General features: G+C 42.2%; 17 protein-coding genes and 2 tRNA genes. 10 read left to right on the top strand and 9 right to left on the bottom strand.

Annotation, left to right across the window (positions count from 1 at the left end):
• Positions 1–51 precede the first annotated feature (51 nt).
• The 3 genes from MS_RS07245 to MS_RS07235 form a co-directional block, all read right to left on the bottom strand.
• Positions 52–2,109, bottom strand: coding sequence for an ABC transporter permease (locus MS_RS07245; RefSeq protein WP_041640218.1), 2,058 nt, complete (start codon positions 2,107–2,109; stop codon positions 52–54).
• Between the two features lie 80 nt (positions 2,110–2,189).
• Positions 2,190–3,227, bottom strand: coding sequence for an ABC transporter substrate-binding protein (locus tag MS_RS07240; RefSeq protein ID WP_011200756.1), 1,038 nt, complete (start codon positions 3,225–3,227; stop codon positions 2,190–2,192).
• A gap of 82 nt (positions 3,228–3,309) precedes the next feature.
• Positions 3,310–4,350 carry an ABC transporter substrate-binding protein gene (locus tag MS_RS07235; protein WP_011200754.1) on the bottom strand — a complete coding sequence of 347 codons (1,041 nt, stop codon included), beginning with the start codon at positions 4,348–4,350 and terminating at the stop codon, positions 3,310–3,312.
• Positions 4,351–4,571: 221 nt separating this feature from the next.
• On the opposite strand from MS_RS07235, the gene udk reads away from it, so the two are divergent.
• The 6 genes from udk to MS_RS07205 all read left to right on the top strand — a co-directional run bounded on the left by udk (position 4,572) and on the right by MS_RS07205 (position 9,629).
• On the top strand, positions 4,572–5,222 hold the full coding sequence (gene udk, locus MS_RS07230) for a uridine kinase (RefSeq protein WP_011200753.1): 651 nt from the start codon (positions 4,572–4,574) through the stop codon (positions 5,220–5,222).
• Between the two features lie 12 nt (positions 5,223–5,234).
• Positions 5,235–5,819, top strand: a complete 585-nt coding sequence (gene dcd, locus MS_RS07225) for a dCTP deaminase (RefSeq protein WP_011200752.1) — start codon at positions 5,235–5,237, stop codon at positions 5,817–5,819.
• Positions 5,820–5,826: 7 nt separating this feature from the next.
• Positions 5,827–7,188 carry a hypothetical protein gene (locus MS_RS07220; protein WP_011200751.1) on the top strand — a complete coding sequence of 454 codons (1,362 nt, stop codon included), beginning with the start codon at positions 5,827–5,829 and terminating at the stop codon, positions 7,186–7,188.
• Complete coding sequence (locus MS_RS07215; RefSeq protein WP_011200750.1) at positions 7,189–8,382, top strand: sugar transporter; 1,194 nt, start codon at positions 7,189–7,191, stop codon at positions 8,380–8,382. It abuts the gene before it with no gap.
• A 108-nt stretch (positions 8,383–8,490) separates the two neighbouring features.
• Positions 8,491–8,805, top strand: coding sequence for an IS3 family transposase (locus tag MS_RS07210; protein ID WP_011200156.1), 315 nt, complete (start codon positions 8,491–8,493; stop codon positions 8,803–8,805).
• Positions 8,793–9,629, top strand: a complete 837-nt coding sequence (locus MS_RS07205) for an IS3 family transposase (RefSeq protein ID WP_157847505.1) — start codon at positions 8,793–8,795, stop codon at positions 9,627–9,629. The genes MS_RS07210 and MS_RS07205 overlap by 13 nt, the downstream gene beginning before the upstream one ends.
• 392 nt (positions 9,630–10,021) lie before the next feature.
• On the opposite strand, the gene MS_RS07200 is transcribed toward MS_RS07205, so the two are convergent.
• The 4 genes from MS_RS07200 to serC form a co-directional block, all read right to left on the bottom strand.
• On the bottom strand, positions 10,022–10,735 hold the full coding sequence (locus MS_RS07200) for a hypothetical protein (protein WP_011200748.1): 714 nt from the start codon (positions 10,733–10,735) through the stop codon (positions 10,022–10,024).
• Positions 10,736–10,746: 11 nt separating this feature from the next.
• A complete protein-coding gene (gene aroA / locus MS_RS07195) occupies positions 10,747–12,048 on the bottom strand; it encodes a 3-phosphoshikimate 1-carboxyvinyltransferase (protein ID WP_011200747.1) in 1,302 nt (433 codons plus the stop codon).
• Positions 12,049–12,103: 55 nt separating this feature from the next.
• A complete protein-coding gene (hisC, locus tag MS_RS07190) occupies positions 12,104–13,204 on the bottom strand; it encodes a histidinol-phosphate transaminase (RefSeq protein ID WP_041640217.1) in 1,101 nt (366 codons plus the stop codon).
• A gap of 87 nt (positions 13,205–13,291) precedes the next feature.
• Positions 13,292–14,377: a 3-phosphoserine/phosphohydroxythreonine transaminase gene (gene serC, locus MS_RS07185; RefSeq protein ID WP_011200745.1), complete on the bottom strand. Its 1,086-nt coding sequence runs from the start codon at positions 14,375–14,377 to the stop codon at positions 13,292–13,294.
• Positions 14,378–14,592: 215 nt separating this feature from the next.
• Here serC and MS_RS07180 point away from each other — a divergent pair, with 215 nt between their 5' ends.
• The gene (locus MS_RS07180) at positions 14,593–14,937 is read left to right on the top strand and encodes a DUF496 family protein (RefSeq protein ID WP_011200744.1); all 345 of its coding nucleotides are present in this window, start codon (positions 14,593–14,595) and stop codon (positions 14,935–14,937) included.
• A 75-nt stretch (positions 14,938–15,012) separates the two neighbouring features.
• Here MS_RS07180 and rnhA read toward each other — a convergent pair whose 3' ends face one another.
• Positions 15,013–15,477 carry a ribonuclease HI gene (gene rnhA, locus MS_RS07175; RefSeq protein ID WP_041640216.1) on the bottom strand — a complete coding sequence of 155 codons (465 nt, stop codon included), beginning with the start codon at positions 15,475–15,477 and terminating at the stop codon, positions 15,013–15,015.
• A gap of 70 nt (positions 15,478–15,547) precedes the next feature.
• Between rnhA and dnaQ the strand changes: the two genes are divergently transcribed.
• From dnaQ to MS_RS07160, 3 genes are all read left to right on the top strand, one after another.
• Entirely contained in the window at positions 15,548–16,330 is a 783-nt protein-coding gene (gene dnaQ, locus MS_RS07170) for a DNA polymerase III subunit epsilon (RefSeq protein WP_011200742.1), read from the top strand.
• Between the two features lie 127 nt (positions 16,331–16,457).
• Positions 16,458–16,534 (top strand) — tRNA-Asp (locus MS_RS07165).
• A 13-nt stretch (positions 16,535–16,547) separates the two neighbouring features.
• Positions 16,548–16,624: transfer RNA gene (locus MS_RS07160), tRNA-Asp, on the top strand.
• 234 nt (positions 16,625–16,858) lie between these two features.
• On the opposite strand, the gene MS_RS07155 is transcribed toward MS_RS07160, so the two are convergent.
• Positions 16,859–18,808: an LTA synthase family protein gene (locus MS_RS07155; RefSeq protein ID WP_041639878.1), complete on the bottom strand. Its 1,950-nt coding sequence runs from the start codon at positions 18,806–18,808 to the stop codon at positions 16,859–16,861.
• Between the last annotated feature and the right edge of the window lie 63 nt (positions 18,809–18,871).

Here is an 18,871-nt window from a genome sequence, read left to right as displayed (position 1 = left end):
TGGTGAGATAACATCCCACCCTACGAAATTTATGTTTTTTTGACCGCACTTTTAATTCATTTTTTTTGCTTTGGAGCGGGAAATACGGGTGTCGCCCACAATCCAGTCGAAGAACAGGATGATAGCCATCATCACGATGATGAGGACTGAACCGTAAGCGATAGCGACACCGTATTCACCGTCTTCTACGCGATTCAGAATATAGGCGGTTGCAACGCGGGTATCCGCCGTTACCAAGAAGATAATTGCGCTTACGGTTGTCATGGCACGCACGAAACTGGTTACTAATGCGGATAACAACGCCGGTTTCAACAATGGGAAAACGATATACCAAATGGTTTTAAAGGAACTGCCTTTCAGTGAGAGAGAGGCCTCGTCAAGAGATTTATCCAGTTGCCCTAAACCTGCGATAGCGGCGCGCATACCGATTGGCAAATCGCGCATTACCATAGAAATAATGATAATGACGCCGGTACCGGTAATGTACATCGGGGCGTTGTTAAAGGCCAGAATGTAGGATACCCCGGCAACCGTACCCGGCACGGCAAAACAGAGCATAGTCAAAAATTCTAATGTTTTTTTGCCTTGGAAATCTTTGCGTACCACGATGTAAGCAATCAGCAAGCCGAAAAGTGCGGTTAACGGTGCGGCAATACCGGCGTAAAGCATGGTGTTCAGCAGTGATGGCCATGCACCGTCACTAAAGCCTTGTCCGAACATAAGCTGATAATTGCGAGTAGTTAAGGTGTAATCCACCCCCCAGTTCACGGTGAAACTACCGTAGAAAATACTACCGTACAGCGCCAGGTTGAAAATTACCCAGAATGCGAGCATGCCGATAATAGTCCATTTTAAACCGCCCGGCAGATCCTGTACGTCGCCGCGGTAAGATTTGCCCGAAACCGTCACATAAGAACGGTTACCTATCCACATATACTGTACGATGAAAATCAGCAATGAGAAGATCAGCAACATTGAACCTAATGTACTTGCCGATGCGTAATCAAGCTGTGAACCTGCAATATAGAAATAGATTTGGGTCGCGATTACGTCGAAGCTGCCGCCTAAAACCAATGGGTTACTAAAGTCTGCGAGCGATTGTACAAATACGATTAAAAACGAATTCGCCAGAGCAGGGCGGAGCAGCGGGAAAATGATGTTATAGAAAGTTTGATAACGGTTTGCACGCAAGGTGTAAGACGCTTCTTCAATAGACGGATGAATGGATTTCAATGCGCCGTCTAAAATCATAAATGAAATCGGTGCAAAAGCGAGAATTTGCGCAATAGCGATACCGTTAAAACCGTAGAGCCAGTTTTGGTTGGTAAAACCGAAATTATCGGATAAAAATTCCGTTACATAACCTGAGCGACCAAGCATTAAAGTTACCCCTAAACCGACAACAAACGGCGGTGTAACGATAGGTAAAATCGAGAAAATTTTACCGATAAATGCGGTACGTTTTGCAATTCGGGTGGTGTAAAGCGCAAATGCCAAGCCGAAAATGGTGGAAACAACTCCAACAAAGCCGGATAACGCAAGCGAGTTGGTGATAACGCGGATAATGTAGCTTTGACTTAAAATGCGTAACACTTGCTGCGGCGTGAAAGTGTCGCCGTCGTAGAACATGGAGATTAAAATCGCTACGGTCGGGTACACAATAAAGAAGAAAATCAACAGGATAATGGCTAACAGTGAGGCGATAATAAATTTATCGCCCTGCATTATTTTCAGTTTTGCCAGAGCAAAGGTGGCAAGCGCAGTCAGCGACGCTAACAGTATGATCACCGAATAACCCATGGACACTTTATAAACGGTGGCGCTGACAAAAGCGAATAATGTGGTGAAAGCCACTAAGCCTAATTCGGCTTTAGCTTGCGCGGTAGCGGATAAACCGAGTCGCGGCGTAAGCAAAAAACCGAGTAACGGCAGAAACCATAACATTGTCAGGTTAAGGGAAGACCAGCCCATAGCATCGTAAAATTCGTCGGCGGTACTTTCCAACAAACCGTAGTCAAGTGCCTGAGAAGGCAGAATTAAAAAGGCAAGTGCGGATAACAATATCCAGAAATTTGCCGTCTGTATAAAAGGAATTTTTGCGGAATTCATACAACCTCTCGCAATTTTTAGGGTAATAATGGGGCGCATTGCTACGCCCGAGATAGTGTAAAGTGCGGTCGAAATCAGGCTTATTTTGCCAATTTCACGTCATCCACCCATTTGGTAATCAAACGTTTACGCAAGTCACTTGAGCCGTATTTATCAAAATCATAGTTGATTAAATTGATGGATTTAAAATCCAGTGCATAAGGCGATTGTTTTGCCTGGCTATTGGTTAAAATCTGGTGAGTTTCACCTTTTTGCCAGGAAAGTTCCTGCGCTTCTTTAGATAATGCCCAATCCACGAATTTCTTCGCATTTTCAAGGTTACGCGCACCTTTGATAATGCTTACACCGCCAATTTCATAACCTGTACCTTCGCAAGGTACGATAAGTTCAACAGGCGCGCCTTTCTCTTTTTCCAGAGAATGTTCATGTAAGAAACCGATACCTATTGACGCTTCGCCGCGTGCGGTGTTACGTGTTGCAGTGTTACCTGACTTGGTATATTGCGACACGTTTTTGTGTAATTCTTTCAAGTACACATAAGCTTGCTCTTCTCCCCAAAGTTGTATGAAAGTAGCCAACGCGGTGTAGGCGGTGCCGGAACTTTGCGGATCCGCCGCTTGGATTTCATTTTTCAAACGCGGATCGGTTAAGTCTTTCCAGCATTTCGGCACCGGGATTTTGAGTTTTGCCAAACGTTCGGTATTCACGCCAAAGCCTAATACCCCTAAATAAATAGCTGATGAATAATTGCCTTTTACTTTGGCGGGATCTTTCAGCTCATCGGGAATATATTGTAAATTCGGTGATTTATAGGGTACGAGCAGGCCCATTTCGCCGGCTTGGCTATGGGGATCAAGCGTACCGCCATACCACACATCGCCTTGCGGATTGGCTTTTTCAGCATCAATTTTAGCTAAAATAGAACCCGTACCGCCGCGGATAAAACTGGTTTTTATGCCTGTTTTTTTCTCGAAAGCCAAGGTTTCCTGCTCACACATCGTATTTTGGGCGGAACAATAAACCACTAAACGCCCGGTATCGGCGGCTACATTTTGACTGAACATCAAACTTCCTAATAACACCGTAGAAAGCGATAACGCAATTTTTGAGATTTTCATAGTGTTTCCTTTTAAAATAAAGGGAAATTAAACCGCACTTTAGATAAAAGTGCGGTCAGAAAATAAAATATTTTGTAATTATTTATTTGGCGAGTTTCACTTCTTGGACCCATTTTTCGATTAAGCGTTTGCGTTCGTCGCTTGCGCCGTATTTTTCGAAGTCGTAATTAATTAAATTTAATTTTGTCGGATCAAAGGCGGTTGGTGATTGTTCCGCTTTGATATTGGTTAAGGTTTGGTGAGAGTTACCTTTTCTCCAGGCAACTTCCTGACCTTCTTTAGATAATACGTAGTCAACGAATAGTTTCGCATTATCCATGTTACGGGCACCTTTAATAATACTTAAACCGCCTAATTCATAGCCTGTACCTTCGCAAGGCACGATCATCTCAATCGGTGCGCCGGCGGCTTTTTGAACTGCATAATCATGTAAGAAACCGATACCGACGGTCGCTTCGCCGCGAGCGGTACTGTTAGACGGCGTAATACCGGACTTGGTGTATTGTGAAATATTCGGATGTAATTTTTTGAAGAATTCAAAGGTTTGATCTTCGCCCCAAAGTTGAACGAAAGTGGCGATTGCCGTATAAGCCGTACCTGAACTTTGCGGGTCGGCAATTTGGATTTCGCCTTTAAGACGCGGATCCGCTAAGTCTTTCCAGCATTTCGGCACTTCATTAATGCCTAATTTTTTCAAACGTTCGGTATTCACGCCAAAACCTAAGATCCCCATGTAAATTGCAGAGGCATAGTTGCCTTTAATTTTTGCCGGATCCTGGAAGCGAGGCATAACGTCATCAATATTTTTTGAACGGTAAGGGGTTAACAATCCCATTTCGGCGGCTTGTGCCTGCGGGTCAAAAGTACCGCCGTACCAAACGTCCGCTTGCGGGTTGTTTTTTTCCGCTTCTATTTTTGCAAAGGTACTGCCGGAACCGTTACGGATAAATGCGGTTTTTACGTCATATTGTTTTTCGAATGATTTGGTTACCGCTTCGCACATTTCATTTGTAGCGCTGCAATACACCACAAGGCGACCTTTGGCATTTGCTTGTGCGCTAAACATTAAACCGGCACCTAAAAGTGCGGTGGAAATAGCAAGAGAAATTTTTTTAATTTTCATTGTTAGGCCTCTTTATAATTAGGTAGGAGAAATACAACATGAGGCTATCATGTTATTTAACAAGGGAAATTCTACTCGATTTGTAGGTGTCATACCGTGAGATGGTTCACAAATTCAGATATTGATGGCGTTTATCTGTTGAAAAGCTTTAAATAACTGTAAATAAAATGAAATTTTCTTTATAATTTGCATTAATTTTTATCGTGTTTTAGGAATTTTCCATGTCAGATTCAGCAAATTCATCTTGCATTATTATTGCCATTGCCGGTGCTTCCGCATCGGGTAAAAGTTTAATTGCCTCTACGGTGCATCGCGAGTTGCGAGATCAGGTGGGTAGCGACGATATCAGTATTATTTCCGAAGATTGTTATTATAAAGATCAAAGTCACTTAGATTTTGCTACCCGTACCCAAACCAATTACGACCATCCGAATTCAATGGATAGAGATTTGCTGCTTGAACATTTGCGCGCATTAAAAGCCGGTAAATCCGTGGATATTCCCCAATACAGCTATGTAGAACACACCCGCATGAAAGAAGTGACGCATTTTACTCCTAAAAAAGTCATTATTTTAGAAGGGATTTTGCTGTTAACCGATGAACGTGTACGTAATGAATTAAGCCTGTCCTTATTCGTTGACGCGCCGTTGGATATTTGTTTTATTCGTCGCTTAAAACGGGATATGGAAGAACGCGGTCGTTCTTTGGAATCCGTCATTGAACAATACCGCAAAACCGTGCGACCGATGTTTTTGCAATTTATTGAACCCTCTAAACAATATGCGGATATTATTATTCCGCGTGGCGGTAAAAACCGTATTGCAATCAATATGTTAAAAGCACAAATTCTACATTTGTTAGGCCGCAAGTAAAAGGATATTGATATGAGATTATGTGACACGGACATTGAACGTTATCTGGATGAAGGTATTATTGAAATTACGCCTCGCCCGGGTAATGAAAAAATAAACGGTGCGACTATTGATTTGCGTTTAGGTAATTCATTTCGGGTTTTTCGCGATTATTCGGCACCTTATATTGATGTAAGCGGCCCGAGAGAAGAAGTGAGTGCGCAATTGGATCGGGTAATGAGCGATGAAATCATTATTCGGGATGACGAACCCTTCTTTTTGCATCCGGGCGTATTAGCGTTGGCGACTACTTTGGAAAGTGTGAGATTACCGGATAATATTATCGGCTGGTTAGACGGTCGTTCTTCTTTAGCGCGTTTGGGGTTGATGGTTCATGTAACGGCACATCGTATTGACCCGGGTTGGGAGGGTAGAATCGTATTGGAATTTTACAATTCCGGGAAATTACCTTTAGCGTTGCGTCCGAATATGATTATCGGCGCATTGAGTTTTGAGATTTTAAGCAATCATGCCGCCCGCCCTTATAATCGTCGGCGGGACGCAAAATATAAAAATCAGCAAAGTGCGGTCGCAAGCCGTATAAATCAAGACGAGTAGGTTTGTTATGTCGAAGAAATTGAGTGTCGCCGTATTAGTAGGGATTTTTGCCTTATTGGCTTTTCTTTACGGGCAGAAAAATAAGGCTGAAACTCAATTACTTACTTTACTGCAAAAGCAAGGAATCAAGGTGAATAGCCTTGATTTCAGTTTTTTACCGCATCCGACATTAACCGCCAATAAAGTGCGTTATCTTGTTCCCGAATCGTCCCGCCTCGTCGCTTTTGAGCAGGTGGCGGCGGAATTTTCCGGCGCCTCCTTACTGTTGGGTGATTTTAAAATCAGTAATATGCGCTTTAACGACGGTGAAATTCGCTCAGAACCTCAATCTCCGCCGGTGTTGTATTCGCTCAATTTTTCCTTAAAACCCGCCGCACTCTATCTCAATCGTCTTGAGAATTTGTTACATTTTTTTAAAACTAAAGAAGTATTAGACGGCGGAAATAATCAATGGTTATATGAGCTGAATTTAACGGCGAAAAACCCTAGTAATGATAATTTGCATTTTGCCACGACCTTTAAGTTATTAACGCGGGGAATCGCATTGAAAGACACCAATGCAAGTGTGGATTTAAATGAATTGACTTATTCCGATAATAAACAATTTACCTTAACCGCCGATAAAATTTATCTGACGACACAACAAAGTGCGGTAGAAAATTACGAATTTTCCGCAGAAAATCTCAAACTGAACAATGAAAATTTAGGTCGGGTTCAGGGCGAGTGGCTGGCGTCCGGTATTAACCCGCAGGGTTATTTAGTGAATTTAACCTCATCAATTTGTAATTATTGTAATTCAATGATTGATGTTCGGTCTGTTAATCCTCAAAACAGCATAATACGGTTTAAAACCGAATTTTTCCCGTTGGAAACCCTGTTAGGTATTTTAAAATTGCCGGTTTTGCTTTCAGGCAAAAGTGATGTTACCGCCGAATTGTATTTGAGTGAAGAGCAACCGACCATCGGGGATTTCAACCTTAATGTATTAAACGGCAAATTAAAAGGCGTGAATTTATTATCGTTAATCGGACAATACCTTCCTATTAATTATGATGAAGGCAAGTTAAAGAATTTAGAAACGGGGTTTATTCAGTATAATGCTCAATTTCGTTGGCGAGGGCGGAATTTGCACATTGATAATATGTTACTGCAGACCGAAGATTTGATTCTAAAGGGCAGAGGATATGCGGATTTACAAACCATGAAATGTGATGCCATGGTAAATATCGGTGTGAATGATGCGCAATATAAGCAGCTAACGTTACCAATTCGTTTCTTTGATGATTGCACTTCACCGCAATATAAAATAGAAATCAATAAAGACTTTCGTCATCAATTAAGAAATTTTATTAAGGACAAATTTAATTAAATGCTAAATAGAAAACTGGTTAATCGTGTTGAATATTTCCGTGTGATTGTTATGGCGTTTGCCGCATTCGTATTTAATACCACGGAATTTGTGCCGGTGGCATTACTTAGTGATATAGCCGATAGTTTCCAAATGCCGGTCTCAAACACGGGGCTGATGATTACTATCTATGCCTGGATTGTTTCCTTATGTTCTTTACCGTGTATGCTGATGACGGCAAGGCTGGAACGTCGCCGTTTACTAATCAGTCTGTTTATTTTATTTATTGCGAGTCATATTCTTTCCGCATTTGCTTGGAATTATGAAGTGCTATTGATCGCTCGTGCCGGAGTAGCGTTAACGCATTCTATTTTTTGGTCGATTACAGCTGCCTTAACTATTCGTATTGCACCGAAAAATAAGAAAACCCAAGCTTTAGGTCTATTAGCGTTAGGATCCTCCCTGGCAATGGTATTGGGGCTGCCTTTAGGGCGGATTATCGGTCAGGCATTCGGCTGGCGTACAACATTCACTTTAATTGGTGTTTTTGCCGCGCTGATTTTAATTTTAATTGTTCGCTTATTGCCAAAAATTCCGAGTCAAAACGCCGGTTCATTAAAAAGTTTACCGGTACTTGCTCGCCGGCCAATGCTGATTACACTGTATATTTTCACTATTTTAGTGATTTCTGCGCATTTTACCGCTTATAGTTATATTGAACCTTTTATGATTCAAATCGGCCGGGTTTCGGCTAATAAGGCAACTGCCGTGTTGTTGATTTTCGGTGTGTCCGGCGTGGTTGCCAGTGTTTTGTTCAGCCGGCTTTATCGTATTGCGCCAATTAAGTTTTTACTGAGTTCCGTAGCTATTTTAACTTTGGCATTGATTTGTTTATACGGGGTTAGCGGCATATCCGGTGCGATATTCGCATTGGTTTTCATTTGGGGCGTTGCAATTTCGGCACTCAGTCTGGCAATGCAGATGAAGGTACTGCAACTAGCTCCGGACGCTACTGATGTGGCAACAGCCATTTATTCGGGCATTTATAATATCGGTATCGGCGGCGGCGCCTTAATTGGTAATCAGGTTATGCAACATTTAGGTTTGGCAAATATCGGTTATGTGGGGGCGGTTCTCGGTGCGGTAAGTATTATTTGGTTTATTCTGATGTTTTTAAAATTCAGTCGGGTTCCTCTCAATATTGTTAATCAGTAAATAAAAATAGGCTAACTGTTCATCATTTATAATTATGACAGTGTAGTGGTAGACTAATTCCGCAGTCCTTAATAAGTGGTAAAATAACATCACAAATGAGGAAATATTATGAGAAGAACATTTAGCGCAGAATATAAAGCTGAAGCAGTAAAATTAGTGATTGAACGAGGATATTCGGTTTCTCAAGCTTGCCGAGAGTTAGGTGTGGGTGAAACAGCACTTCGTCGCTGGATAAGTCAAGTTCAAGCGGAGCAACAAGGTTACGTTTTAGCTGGTTCAAAGCCAATTAGCCCAGAACAACAACGAATTCGAGAACTTGAAAATCGTATTAAAGAACTTGAAGAAGATAAGGCCATTTTAAAAAAGGCTACAGCGATTTTAATGTCACTCGAAAACAAAAATACCAAGTCATTACGACGTTAAAATCGCGAGGAATCAACCGGTTATGTGAACTATTTAGCGTGTCTGAAAGTGCTTACTACGCCCATTTGCGCACTGCCAAAAAGCCAGCGAAACACACAGCTTTAGCCGTTGAAATCAAGGCAATTTTTGATGCAAGCCGAAGTTCAGCAGGCAAACGAACGATTCAATCGCATTTGAAAGAGAAAGGTATTTTTGTGGGGTTGTATTTAATTCGTAAGTTAATGAATAAGCAAGGATTATTTAGTAAGCAACCGCAAAAATGGCGCAATCCTAGTAAAGGAAACAGTCAAGTTTTTGAGAATATACTAAGTCGAGAATTTACGCCTGATAGCCAAACGACCGTGCTATGTGGTGACACGACCTATATAAAAATCAATGGGATATGGTGCTATTTAGCCGTGGTAATTAATTTATTAAATCGTCAAGTCGTCGGTTGGAAGCTAAGTCGCTATCATGATAGTGAGCTGGTTAAAGATGCACTGAATCATGCGATGCTGAATATTGAACGCACGGAGCGAATGTTGTTCCATTCAGACCAAGGTAGTATTTATGGCAGTGAAATCTTTACTGATTCAGTTAAGAAACATGGGCTTACACAAAGTATGAGCCGTCGTGGTAACTGTTGGGACAATGCGCCGATGGAGCGTTGGTTTCGGAGTTTTAAATATGAATGGATGCTGAAAGGTGGTTATAGTGATTTTGAAAGTGCTGTAAATGATGTGAGAGAATATGTGATGTATTATAATCACATTCGCCCACATAGCTATAATCAAGGTCTATCTCCGATTTTAGCAAAAACAACTTATCGGAGACTGTTAAATTAGTTGACCACTACACAGTGGCTCCCTCCCCCGCGAAGTCGGGGGAGGTGCCTGAAAGGCGGAGGGGGAAAATACCCCTCAGTCGCTACGCGACAGCTCCTTCCGTAAAGGTGGACGCGAAAATAATGTTATATTTATGCGGAAACCCTAGGCTACGACGCCACTTCAGAGGGTTGTGACATTATAGTGCCAAGCGGCGAAGGTGCGAAACGTTACTTTCCCTCCCCCGCGAAGTCGGGGGAGGTGCCTGAAAGGCGGAGGGGGAAAATACCCTCCCTCAGTCGCTACGCGACAGCTCCCCCGTAAAGGTGGGCGCGAAAATGATGTTATATTTATGCGGAAACCCTAGGCTACGGCGTGACTTCAGAGGGTTGCACATGGTAGCGACAAGGCGATTATCGGCAAACAATGTTTTCCAATACGCTTAGTTTTTCAATCACATTGCTTTTTGCCACTTTTTCGCCGTGAGAGCTAACTTCCCGCTGAATTTGTTCCTGCAATTTTTTATTATCAATATTAAAGCTCGGCGAATAGGTGAATTTTCGGATTTCTCCGTTTTTTCGGCTGGCTTGCGCACCGACGAGTGTTGCCAAGTAGTTTTCCCCGCCGGAATCCAGGTAATAGGTGGTAGCGATTTTCACATCTACGCCGGATTTCGCTTTATAATCCCGGCAAATAGCGGATTTAGCGGAGAATTGGCTATGGGCGATACGTGCTTTACCGAATTCGTAAAAATCAAAGGATTTTTCTTTCGCAAGCTGCGCCATATCATCCGCTTTGTGCGGGCTAAAGGATTTTCCCCGGCTTGGAATAACAAAAATTACATTCATCGGGTTTGCTTGCGCATCGTAAATAGTATAAATATCGCCTATTTTTTGATGGGTATCCAAATTGCCGAATTTGGCTTTTTGTAATGCTTCTCCGCTAATTGAGGTTTTCGGATCAGCGTTGTTCTCTGTTGATAACGTTTTTAAAAAAGCAACTTGCTGCGTTTTGCCGTCTAGATCTTGATAAGCAATGTATTTTAAGTCGTTTCCACTTTTTGAACTTGAGCCACAAGCGGTTAAGAATACGCCGCTAATCGCGGTTAAAAGCCATTTTTTCATCATACGCCCTGTTTTTATACTGTTGCAATGGCGGAAAATTCATCGAAAAAGGTCGGGAATGTTTTTGCCGTACATTTTGGATCGCAAATAGTAACCGCGGTGTTTGAAAGCGCGACTAAAGCAAAACACATCGCCATACGGTGATCATTATAAGTCTCGATTTCCGCATGCTTGAACTGATCCGACGCCGGAGGTTGAATTCGAATAAAATCTTCTCCTTCTTCAACTTCGGCGCCTACTTTACGCAATTCCGTTGCCATGGCGCTCAAACGATCCGTTTCTTTTACCCGCCAGTTGTAAATATTGCGGATTACCGTTTCACCTTGGGCGAAAAGGGCGGTAGTGGCAATCGTCATGGCGGCGTCAGGAATATGGTTCATATCCATGTCAATACCGTTCAATTCACCTCGTTCGGCTTCGATATAATCTTCGCCCCAGGTGATTTTAGCCCCCATTTTTTCCAAGACTTCAGCAAATAAGCGGTCGCCCTGAATACTGTTTTTGCCGACACCGGTAACTCTGACTTTGCCTTTAATCGCCCCGGCCGCCAGGAAATAAGACGCCGATGAGGCATCGCCTTCCACCAGAAAGATATTCGGCGATTGATATTGTTGATTTCCTTTAACGACAAAACGCTGATAATTCTGATTATCTACATCTACTGCAAAAATTTTCATCATGTTCAGTGTAATATCAATATAGGGTTTTGATACAAGTTCGCCGATAATTTCAATTTCGGTATCCCGTTCCGCCATAGGCGCCGCCATTAAAAGTGCGGTCAAAAATTGCGAAGAAACGGAGCCGTCGATTTTTACTTTACCGCCTTTTAAGCCCGTATTACGGATAGCAAGCGGCGGATAGCCTTCCTGTTCAAGATACTGCACATCGGCGCCGGCTTGTAACAGGGCGTCAACTAAATGCTTTATGGGGCGCTCTTTCATGCGCGGCTCACCGGTCAGGATAATTTCCGCCGGTACCGAATCGGCATTAGCAAGGCAAAGCGCCGCAGTTAAGGGGCGCATTGCCGTACCCGCATTGCCTAAAAACAGTGCTAAACCGTTTTGCCATGCAAAAGCTTTACCTAAACCCTGAACTTCACAAACGGATTTGTCTTCGGAAAGGCTGTAATTTACACCTAATTGTTTTAAGGCGTTTAACATATGGCGGACGTCGTCGCTGTCCAACAGATTGGTGACCCGGGTTGTGCCTTTTGCTAATGCGGCTAAAAGCAGAGCACGGTTTGACAGGCTTTTTGAGCCCGGTAAATTGACAGTACCTTCTACGTGAGAAATAGGAGTAAGAGTGAGTTTTTCCATTAAATATTCTGTTTGCCTTGTTTATGGGTTTTAACAGGGGTAAATACCCCTTGTATTACTTCAGATTTAAAATTTTAATTAGCGCATCAAACAAACGCTGGTTTTCTTCAGGCAATCCGATACTGATGCGCAAGTGATTCGGCATGCCGTAGCCGGCGATTGGGCGCACGATCACGCCTTCATGCAATAAAGCGTCATAAACCGGTGCGGCGGGTTGTTGGAAATCAATGGTAATGAAATTGCCTTTGGACGGAATATATTGCAAACCGTATTTTTGGCAAAATTCTTCATAACGTTTTAGCTCTCGGCGGTTGTTTTCAGCCGCTTTTTCTACGAAATCATCATCGTTTAATACCGCTTCCGCCGCCGCCAGGGCAAGACTATTGACATTAAACGGCTGACGTACCCGGTTAAACAAGCCGGCAATCTCCGGGTTTGATACGGCAAAACCGATACGCAAACCTGCCAGCCCGTAAGCTTTGGATAAGCTCCGGGATACCACTAAATTCGGGTATTTTTTTAATAACGCCAGTGAATTCACCCGTTCTTCTTTTGCGGTAAATTCGGTATAGGCTTCATCTAACGCTACAACAATATGCGGCGGCACTTTGGCTAAAAACGAGTCGATTTCCGCTTCGGTTAAAAAGTTACCGGTAGGGTTATTCGGGTTGGCAATAAAAATTAATTTTGTTTTTTCATTAATAGCCGCTAAAAAGGCCTCTAAATCATGACCCCAATTTTTTGCCGGGATTTCGCGTGCTTTGGCGTTGATGGCTTTAGTAATCAACGGATATACAATAAAAGCATATTGGGAAAAAATAATTTCGTCACCTTCTGTGGCGAAAGTGTGGGCAATCAGTTCGATTAGATCGTTGGAACCGTTACCCAAGGTGATTTGTTCCGGTTGCAGATTAAATTTTTCAGCAATGGCGGCTTTTAAGGAAAAACCGTTTGAATCCGGATAGCGGGTTAGGTTATCCAGTTGGTTTTGAATGGCTTTTTTAGCGCTTTCCGGAAAACCGAACGGGTTTTCGTTAGAGGCTAGTTTGATGATATTTGAAATGCCAAGTTCACGTTCCAATTCTTCAATAGGTTTGCCCGCTTGATAAGGAGAAAGAGCTTGCACGCCAGTGTTGGCTTGTTGTAAAAATGTCATATTTTCTACCGCACTTTTATGGTTATTCGGGATGGTTGTTTTGAAATTCGGGCGGACTACCAAGCCCGCCTTTAGGATATATGAAGATTAAGCGTTTTCCGCTTCGAATTTTTTCATAAATGCAATTAAGGCTTCAACACCTTCAACCGGCATCGCGTTATAAATTGAGGCGCGCATACCGCCGAATACTTTATGCCCTTTTAGCGCCTGCAAGCCCGCTTCGGTGGCTTGTGCAACAAATTTTGCATTTAATTGGTCATCGCCCGTTGTGAAGGTTACATTCATGACGGAACGGTTTTCTTTAGCAATGGTGTTGTGATAGAAAACGGTTTGATCTAAATAGTCGTACAGCAATGCGGCTTTTTGAGCATTGCGTTTTTCAACGGTATCAATACCGCCGTTTGCCAGTAAATCTTTAAAGACTAACGAGCATAAATACCAAGCAAAAGTCGGCGGGGTGTTAATCATAGAATCCGCATTTGCCTGAACTTCATAATTCCAGATTGAGGGTGTGGCTTTGCGCGCATGACCGATTAAATCTTCGCGCACAATTACGATTACAATACCGGCCGGACCTAAATTTTTTTGTGCGCCCGCATAAATAATACCAAATTTACTGATATCCAGCTTGCGCGCCATAATATTTGACGACATATCCGCCACTAAAACGGCATTGCCGACATTTGGGATTTCATTAATTTCAACGCCGGTAATAGTTTCGTTCGGACAATAATGTACGTAGTCGTATTGTTCGGCGATATCACTGAAATCCAAACGATTGACTCGGGTTAAACCGTCAATTTGTTCGGTAATATTGAGTTCGTCCACTTCTGTAAAGTTACGGGCTTCTTTCGCCGCGGTGGCAGACCAATGACCGGTATTCAGATAGAGGGCTTTGCCTTTATTATTGGCTAAATTCATCGGAATGGCGGCAAATTGACCGCGCGCCCCGCCTTGCAAGAATAATATTTTATAGTTTTCGGGGATATTGTATAACTCACGGAAATCTTTGTCTGCCTGCGTAATTAATTCCATAAAATATTTGCCGCGATGGCTTACTTCCATCACCGACGTTCCCTGACCTTGCCAGTTTAATAATTCTTCCTGTGCTTTTTTCAGAACGGCAGGCGGCATCATTGCAGGTCCTGCACTGAAATTAAATACGTTTGACATGATTTTGCTTCCTAATTGATTTGGTTATGAGAATTGAAAAATAGTGCCCTTATTTTTATCACCTTGCACTATTCTAAGCAACGAATTTTAATGAATTCCCGAAAAAATTTGATCTGACTTACAAAAAGCCATATAACTCTTTGACGAGGGGAAGAAAACAGGCTACATTGTGACGAGATTTTAAGTCTTTAACCTAAATTATAGAGAGTAGGATTATGGAAAATGTAAACAAACAATCATTCCAAGACGTTTTAGAATATGTACGTTTATACCGTTTAAGAAATAAATTATTGCGTGATATCGGCGATAACGACCGTAAAATTCGCGATAACCAAAAACGTGTGCTTCTGTTAGACAACTTAAGTCAATATATTACCAATGATATGAGCGTTGAAGATATCCGCGCGATTATTGAAAACATGCGTGATGACTATGAAGGCCGTGTGGACGATTACATGATTCGCAATGCGGATCTTTCAAAAGAACGTCGCGAAATTAAAGAAAAAATGAAAGCGCAGAAAAAAGCCCATGCCGAGTTATTGAAAAAAGCGGACGATTAATAACAAAACCTTAAAAAATTAAAAGTGCGGTGAAAATTTTGTGATTTTTCACCGCACTTTTTGTTTAATCTTGTTTTAGTCCGGCTGATAGCCGATGTCTTCCAAGGTTGGGTTTTCCGCCCCTTGCTTTGCCAGTTGGTCGCATAGTTCGTTTTCTCGGTGCCCGGAATGGCCTTTTACCCAACGCCAGTCAATTGTATGCGCCTGAACGGCATTATCAAGCGCCATCCACAAATCCTGATTTTTAACCGGTTTGCCGTTACTGGCTTTCCAATTTTTCTTTTTCCAGTTAAAAATCCATTGAGTAATGCCGTTTTTCATATATTGGCTGTCGCTGTGCAATGTAACGGCGCAAGGCTCTTTTAATAGATTCAGCGCTTCTATCACGGCGCGCAGTTCCATGCGGTTATTGGTGGTTTTAAAATATCCCTGCGAGAGGGTTTTTTCATGCTGCTTATAGCGCAGTACGACACCAATGCCGCCGGCACCGGGATTGCCCAGGCAAGATCCGTCTGTAAAAATTTCAATTTGTTTACGCATAATTTGATACAATCTGTAAAATCATCGAAGAATAATAACCTAAAACCCCATAAATAGACAGTTTAAGAAAATGAAAGTTGAAATTGATTTAAATCGCCAAATATTGCTGGATACGGAAACCACAGGTATGAACCAATTCGGCGCCCATTATGAAGGGCATTGCATCATTGAGATTGGCGCAGTGGAAATGATTAATCGCCGATATACGGGCAGAAAACTGCATCTTTATATCAAACCGGATCGACTGGTGGACCCTGAGGCGATTAAAGTACATGGTATTACCGATGAAATGCTGGAGGACAAACCGGTTTTCACCGAAGTCGCGCAGGAATTCATTGATTTTATCAAAGGTGCCGAATTATTGATTCATAATGCGCCCTTCGATGTGGGATTTATGGATTATGAATTTCGCAAACACCATATTGACGTTAAAACGGCGGATATTTGCTCGGTTACCGATACGTTACAGCTTGCCCGTCAAATGTATCCCGGCAAACGTAATAGTTTAGACGCCCTTTGTGACCGTCTTGGTATTGATAATACCAAACGTGTTCTTCACGGTGCATTGCTGGATGCTGAGATTCTGGGTGATGTTTATTTAGTGATGACGGGCGGCCAGACAAGTTTATTTGACGACAATGAGCCCGAACTTGCCGATATTCATTCGGCTAAAGCACATATTTTGGCGCAAAATGCGGATAAAGTAGCGCATCATTTATCTCTGTTACAACCTACGGACGAGGAATTACAGGCACACCTTGAATACATCAAATTAATTAATAAAAAAAGCAAGGATAATTGCCTGTGGGAAAAACGCCTTGGTTCGGATTCTAATGAAGAAACGCAGCATTAGCGTTTGTAGTTGTATATTTGAAAATTAGCGGGTTTTAATTCGTTTACGATTTAAGCAAGTAAACATTTCTTTGTAAAAAGTAGTTGACGGATTCTCCTTTCACCATTATTATTTGCCTCACCTGTGCGGAGTGGTAGTTCAGCTGGTTAGAATACCTGCCTGTCACGCAGGGGATCGCGGGTTCGAGTCCCGTCCATTCCGCCAATTATTCTAATACGGAGCGGTAGTTCAGCTGGTTAGAATACCTGCCTGTCACGCAGGGGGTCGCGGGTTCGAGTCCCGTCCGTTCCGCCATTATTCTCATCAAAGATTCTTTTTCTTAGCAAAACCATAAATTATTTTTATATTGAATAAAATTCACTATATTAGGGTCTGTATTACATTCAGAAAGCCGATAAAATTATTTTCAGTCCTACACTAAATCATACAAATTAACATAAAAGCCCTGTTGAGGGCTTTTTGTAATATGTAAAGTTGCGCTAAAATCTTGTCTAGTTTTCACCGCACTTTTAACTGATTAATAAGCAACTATTTTTTTAACAGATAATCGCTTTTATACAGTTTGTTTTTATAGGCGTAACTGCCCCAAAGTGCATATGCTAACGCTTCTTTTGCCATATTCTCAGGGATGCTTGCTGCGGTTAGGTCGCCTGTTTTTTCATCGTAAATAAAGCCTGTCGCAGGTTTATTCGGCTGCAAAATCGCAACTCGGTTATCACGCATATAAGCAAGATTTTTATCAAATTGCATTAATGCCCGGTTTGGATTTTCAGCTTTGGTAAGATCAAAGCCTATCATCGGATAATCTCCGCTGATACCGATTAATGAAAGTAATGTAGGCGGTATGTCGATCTGGCTGATTAATCGGTGATCCCGTTTAGGTTCGATATCAGCCCCTAAAACGAGAGCCGGAATATGAAAATGCTTAATAGGTACCAGTTGTTGCCCGTTAACCCGGGAATCATGGTCTGCGATGATGATAAACACCGTGTCTTTCCAATAGTTTGCCTGTTTCGCTTTTTTGAAAAATTCGCCTAGTGCGTAATCGGCATATTTCGCCGCATTATTGCGTGTCGCCTGAGGCTGTTCATAAAGCTGAATTTTACCTTCCGGAAATTCAAAAGGATCATGATTGCTTGAGCTGAATACCAGACTAAAAAACGGTTTTCCCTGTTGATGCAGGCTTTCGAAGGTTTCGTTCGCTTTATTTAACAGATCTTCGTCACTAACTCCCCAAGTACCGGAAAATGTAGGATTAGAATAATCCGCTTGATCAATAATACGTGTAAACCCGTTGCCATAGAAAAAACTCGCCATATTATCAAAGTGTTTCTCTCCGCCGTAAATAAATGATGTGTCATAACCTTGCTGTTTGAGTAAGTCGGCAATAGTAAAGAAATTATCCTGGCTGCCCTGCAGTTTTACTACCGCACGTGCCGGTGTCGGGGTAAAACCTGTAATGATTGCTTCAATCCCCCGGACGGAACGAGTGCCGGTGGCATACAGATTATCAAATAACCATCCTTCTTTAGCCAGTTCGTCAATATTTGGCGAAAGCGGTTTGCCGCCTAAGGTACCGATAAACTGTGCACCCAGACTTTCCTGTAACAGGATAACCAGATTTTTAGGCTTGCCTTGATAGCTTGCCTGATTATGGGTTAGTGTAGGTAATTCTGCTGAAATATAAGCGGTTTCCGGGCGGGGATTGAGTCCTTTTAATGTGTTTACCACTTCTTCTAACGGCATTTTCCCGTAAATTTCAGAAGAGTTGCTTTCGTCTTTCATTTGCTGAACGGCAAAAAGAACGGAATAGCCGGAATTCAGAACGAGGGAGTTTACTAAAGTATCATTGGAAAATGCCACCATAGAAGGATTCAGACTACGGTGTTCGAAAGAAGAACGTGCGCCGATAAATGCAAAGAGCCCCAGGATTAAAAACGACACAAGACGATATTGCCATTTAGGAAAATAAAGATCCCGGCTTAGTTTTTGTGCGAATTTCCAAAAAATGATGGCAAAAAGTGCGGTCAAAATTACGGTAGAAATTAATGCCGCCAAATGTCCGTGAGCCAGCATGGTGAATACTTCTTTGGGGGTGTTCAGGTATTCGACGAAAAGACGGTTAGGACGGTAATCGTAAGTTTTGATGAAAGCCGGCGTCGCCAGTTCCATAAAAACGAAAAATGTACTGAAAACCGTTAACCCGAGTTTGATAATCCATTGAATTATTTTGCCGAATTTATTGTTGCCGCTAAATAACGTGCCGAGCAAAATAAGCGGGAAGAACAACCAGCAAAGGCTTGCTAAATCAACCCTCATTCCTTGAAGAAATAGCTCTGTCCAACCTTGAGTCGCATCAACCCGCTCTGATTGCCAAAGGGATAACCCCAATCGGCTTAATGATAAGACGACGAGGTTAACCGGTAAAAAAATAATAATAGGGTAACTTGCCCCTAAAAGGCGCTTCAGGTTTTTCATAATTTCCTTATAATTTTTAAATGAATGCAATTAATCCCTTTACATCCTAGTCAGTCAGAGAAA

It is taken from the genome of [Mannheimia] succiniciproducens MBEL55E, from assembly GCF_000007745.1.
Classification (GTDB): Bacteria; Pseudomonadota; Gammaproteobacteria; order Enterobacterales; family Pasteurellaceae; genus Basfia; species Basfia succiniciproducens.
The sequence above is the reverse complement of the archived record's forward strand: the minus strand, read 5'-3'. Positions and strand labels throughout refer to the sequence as shown.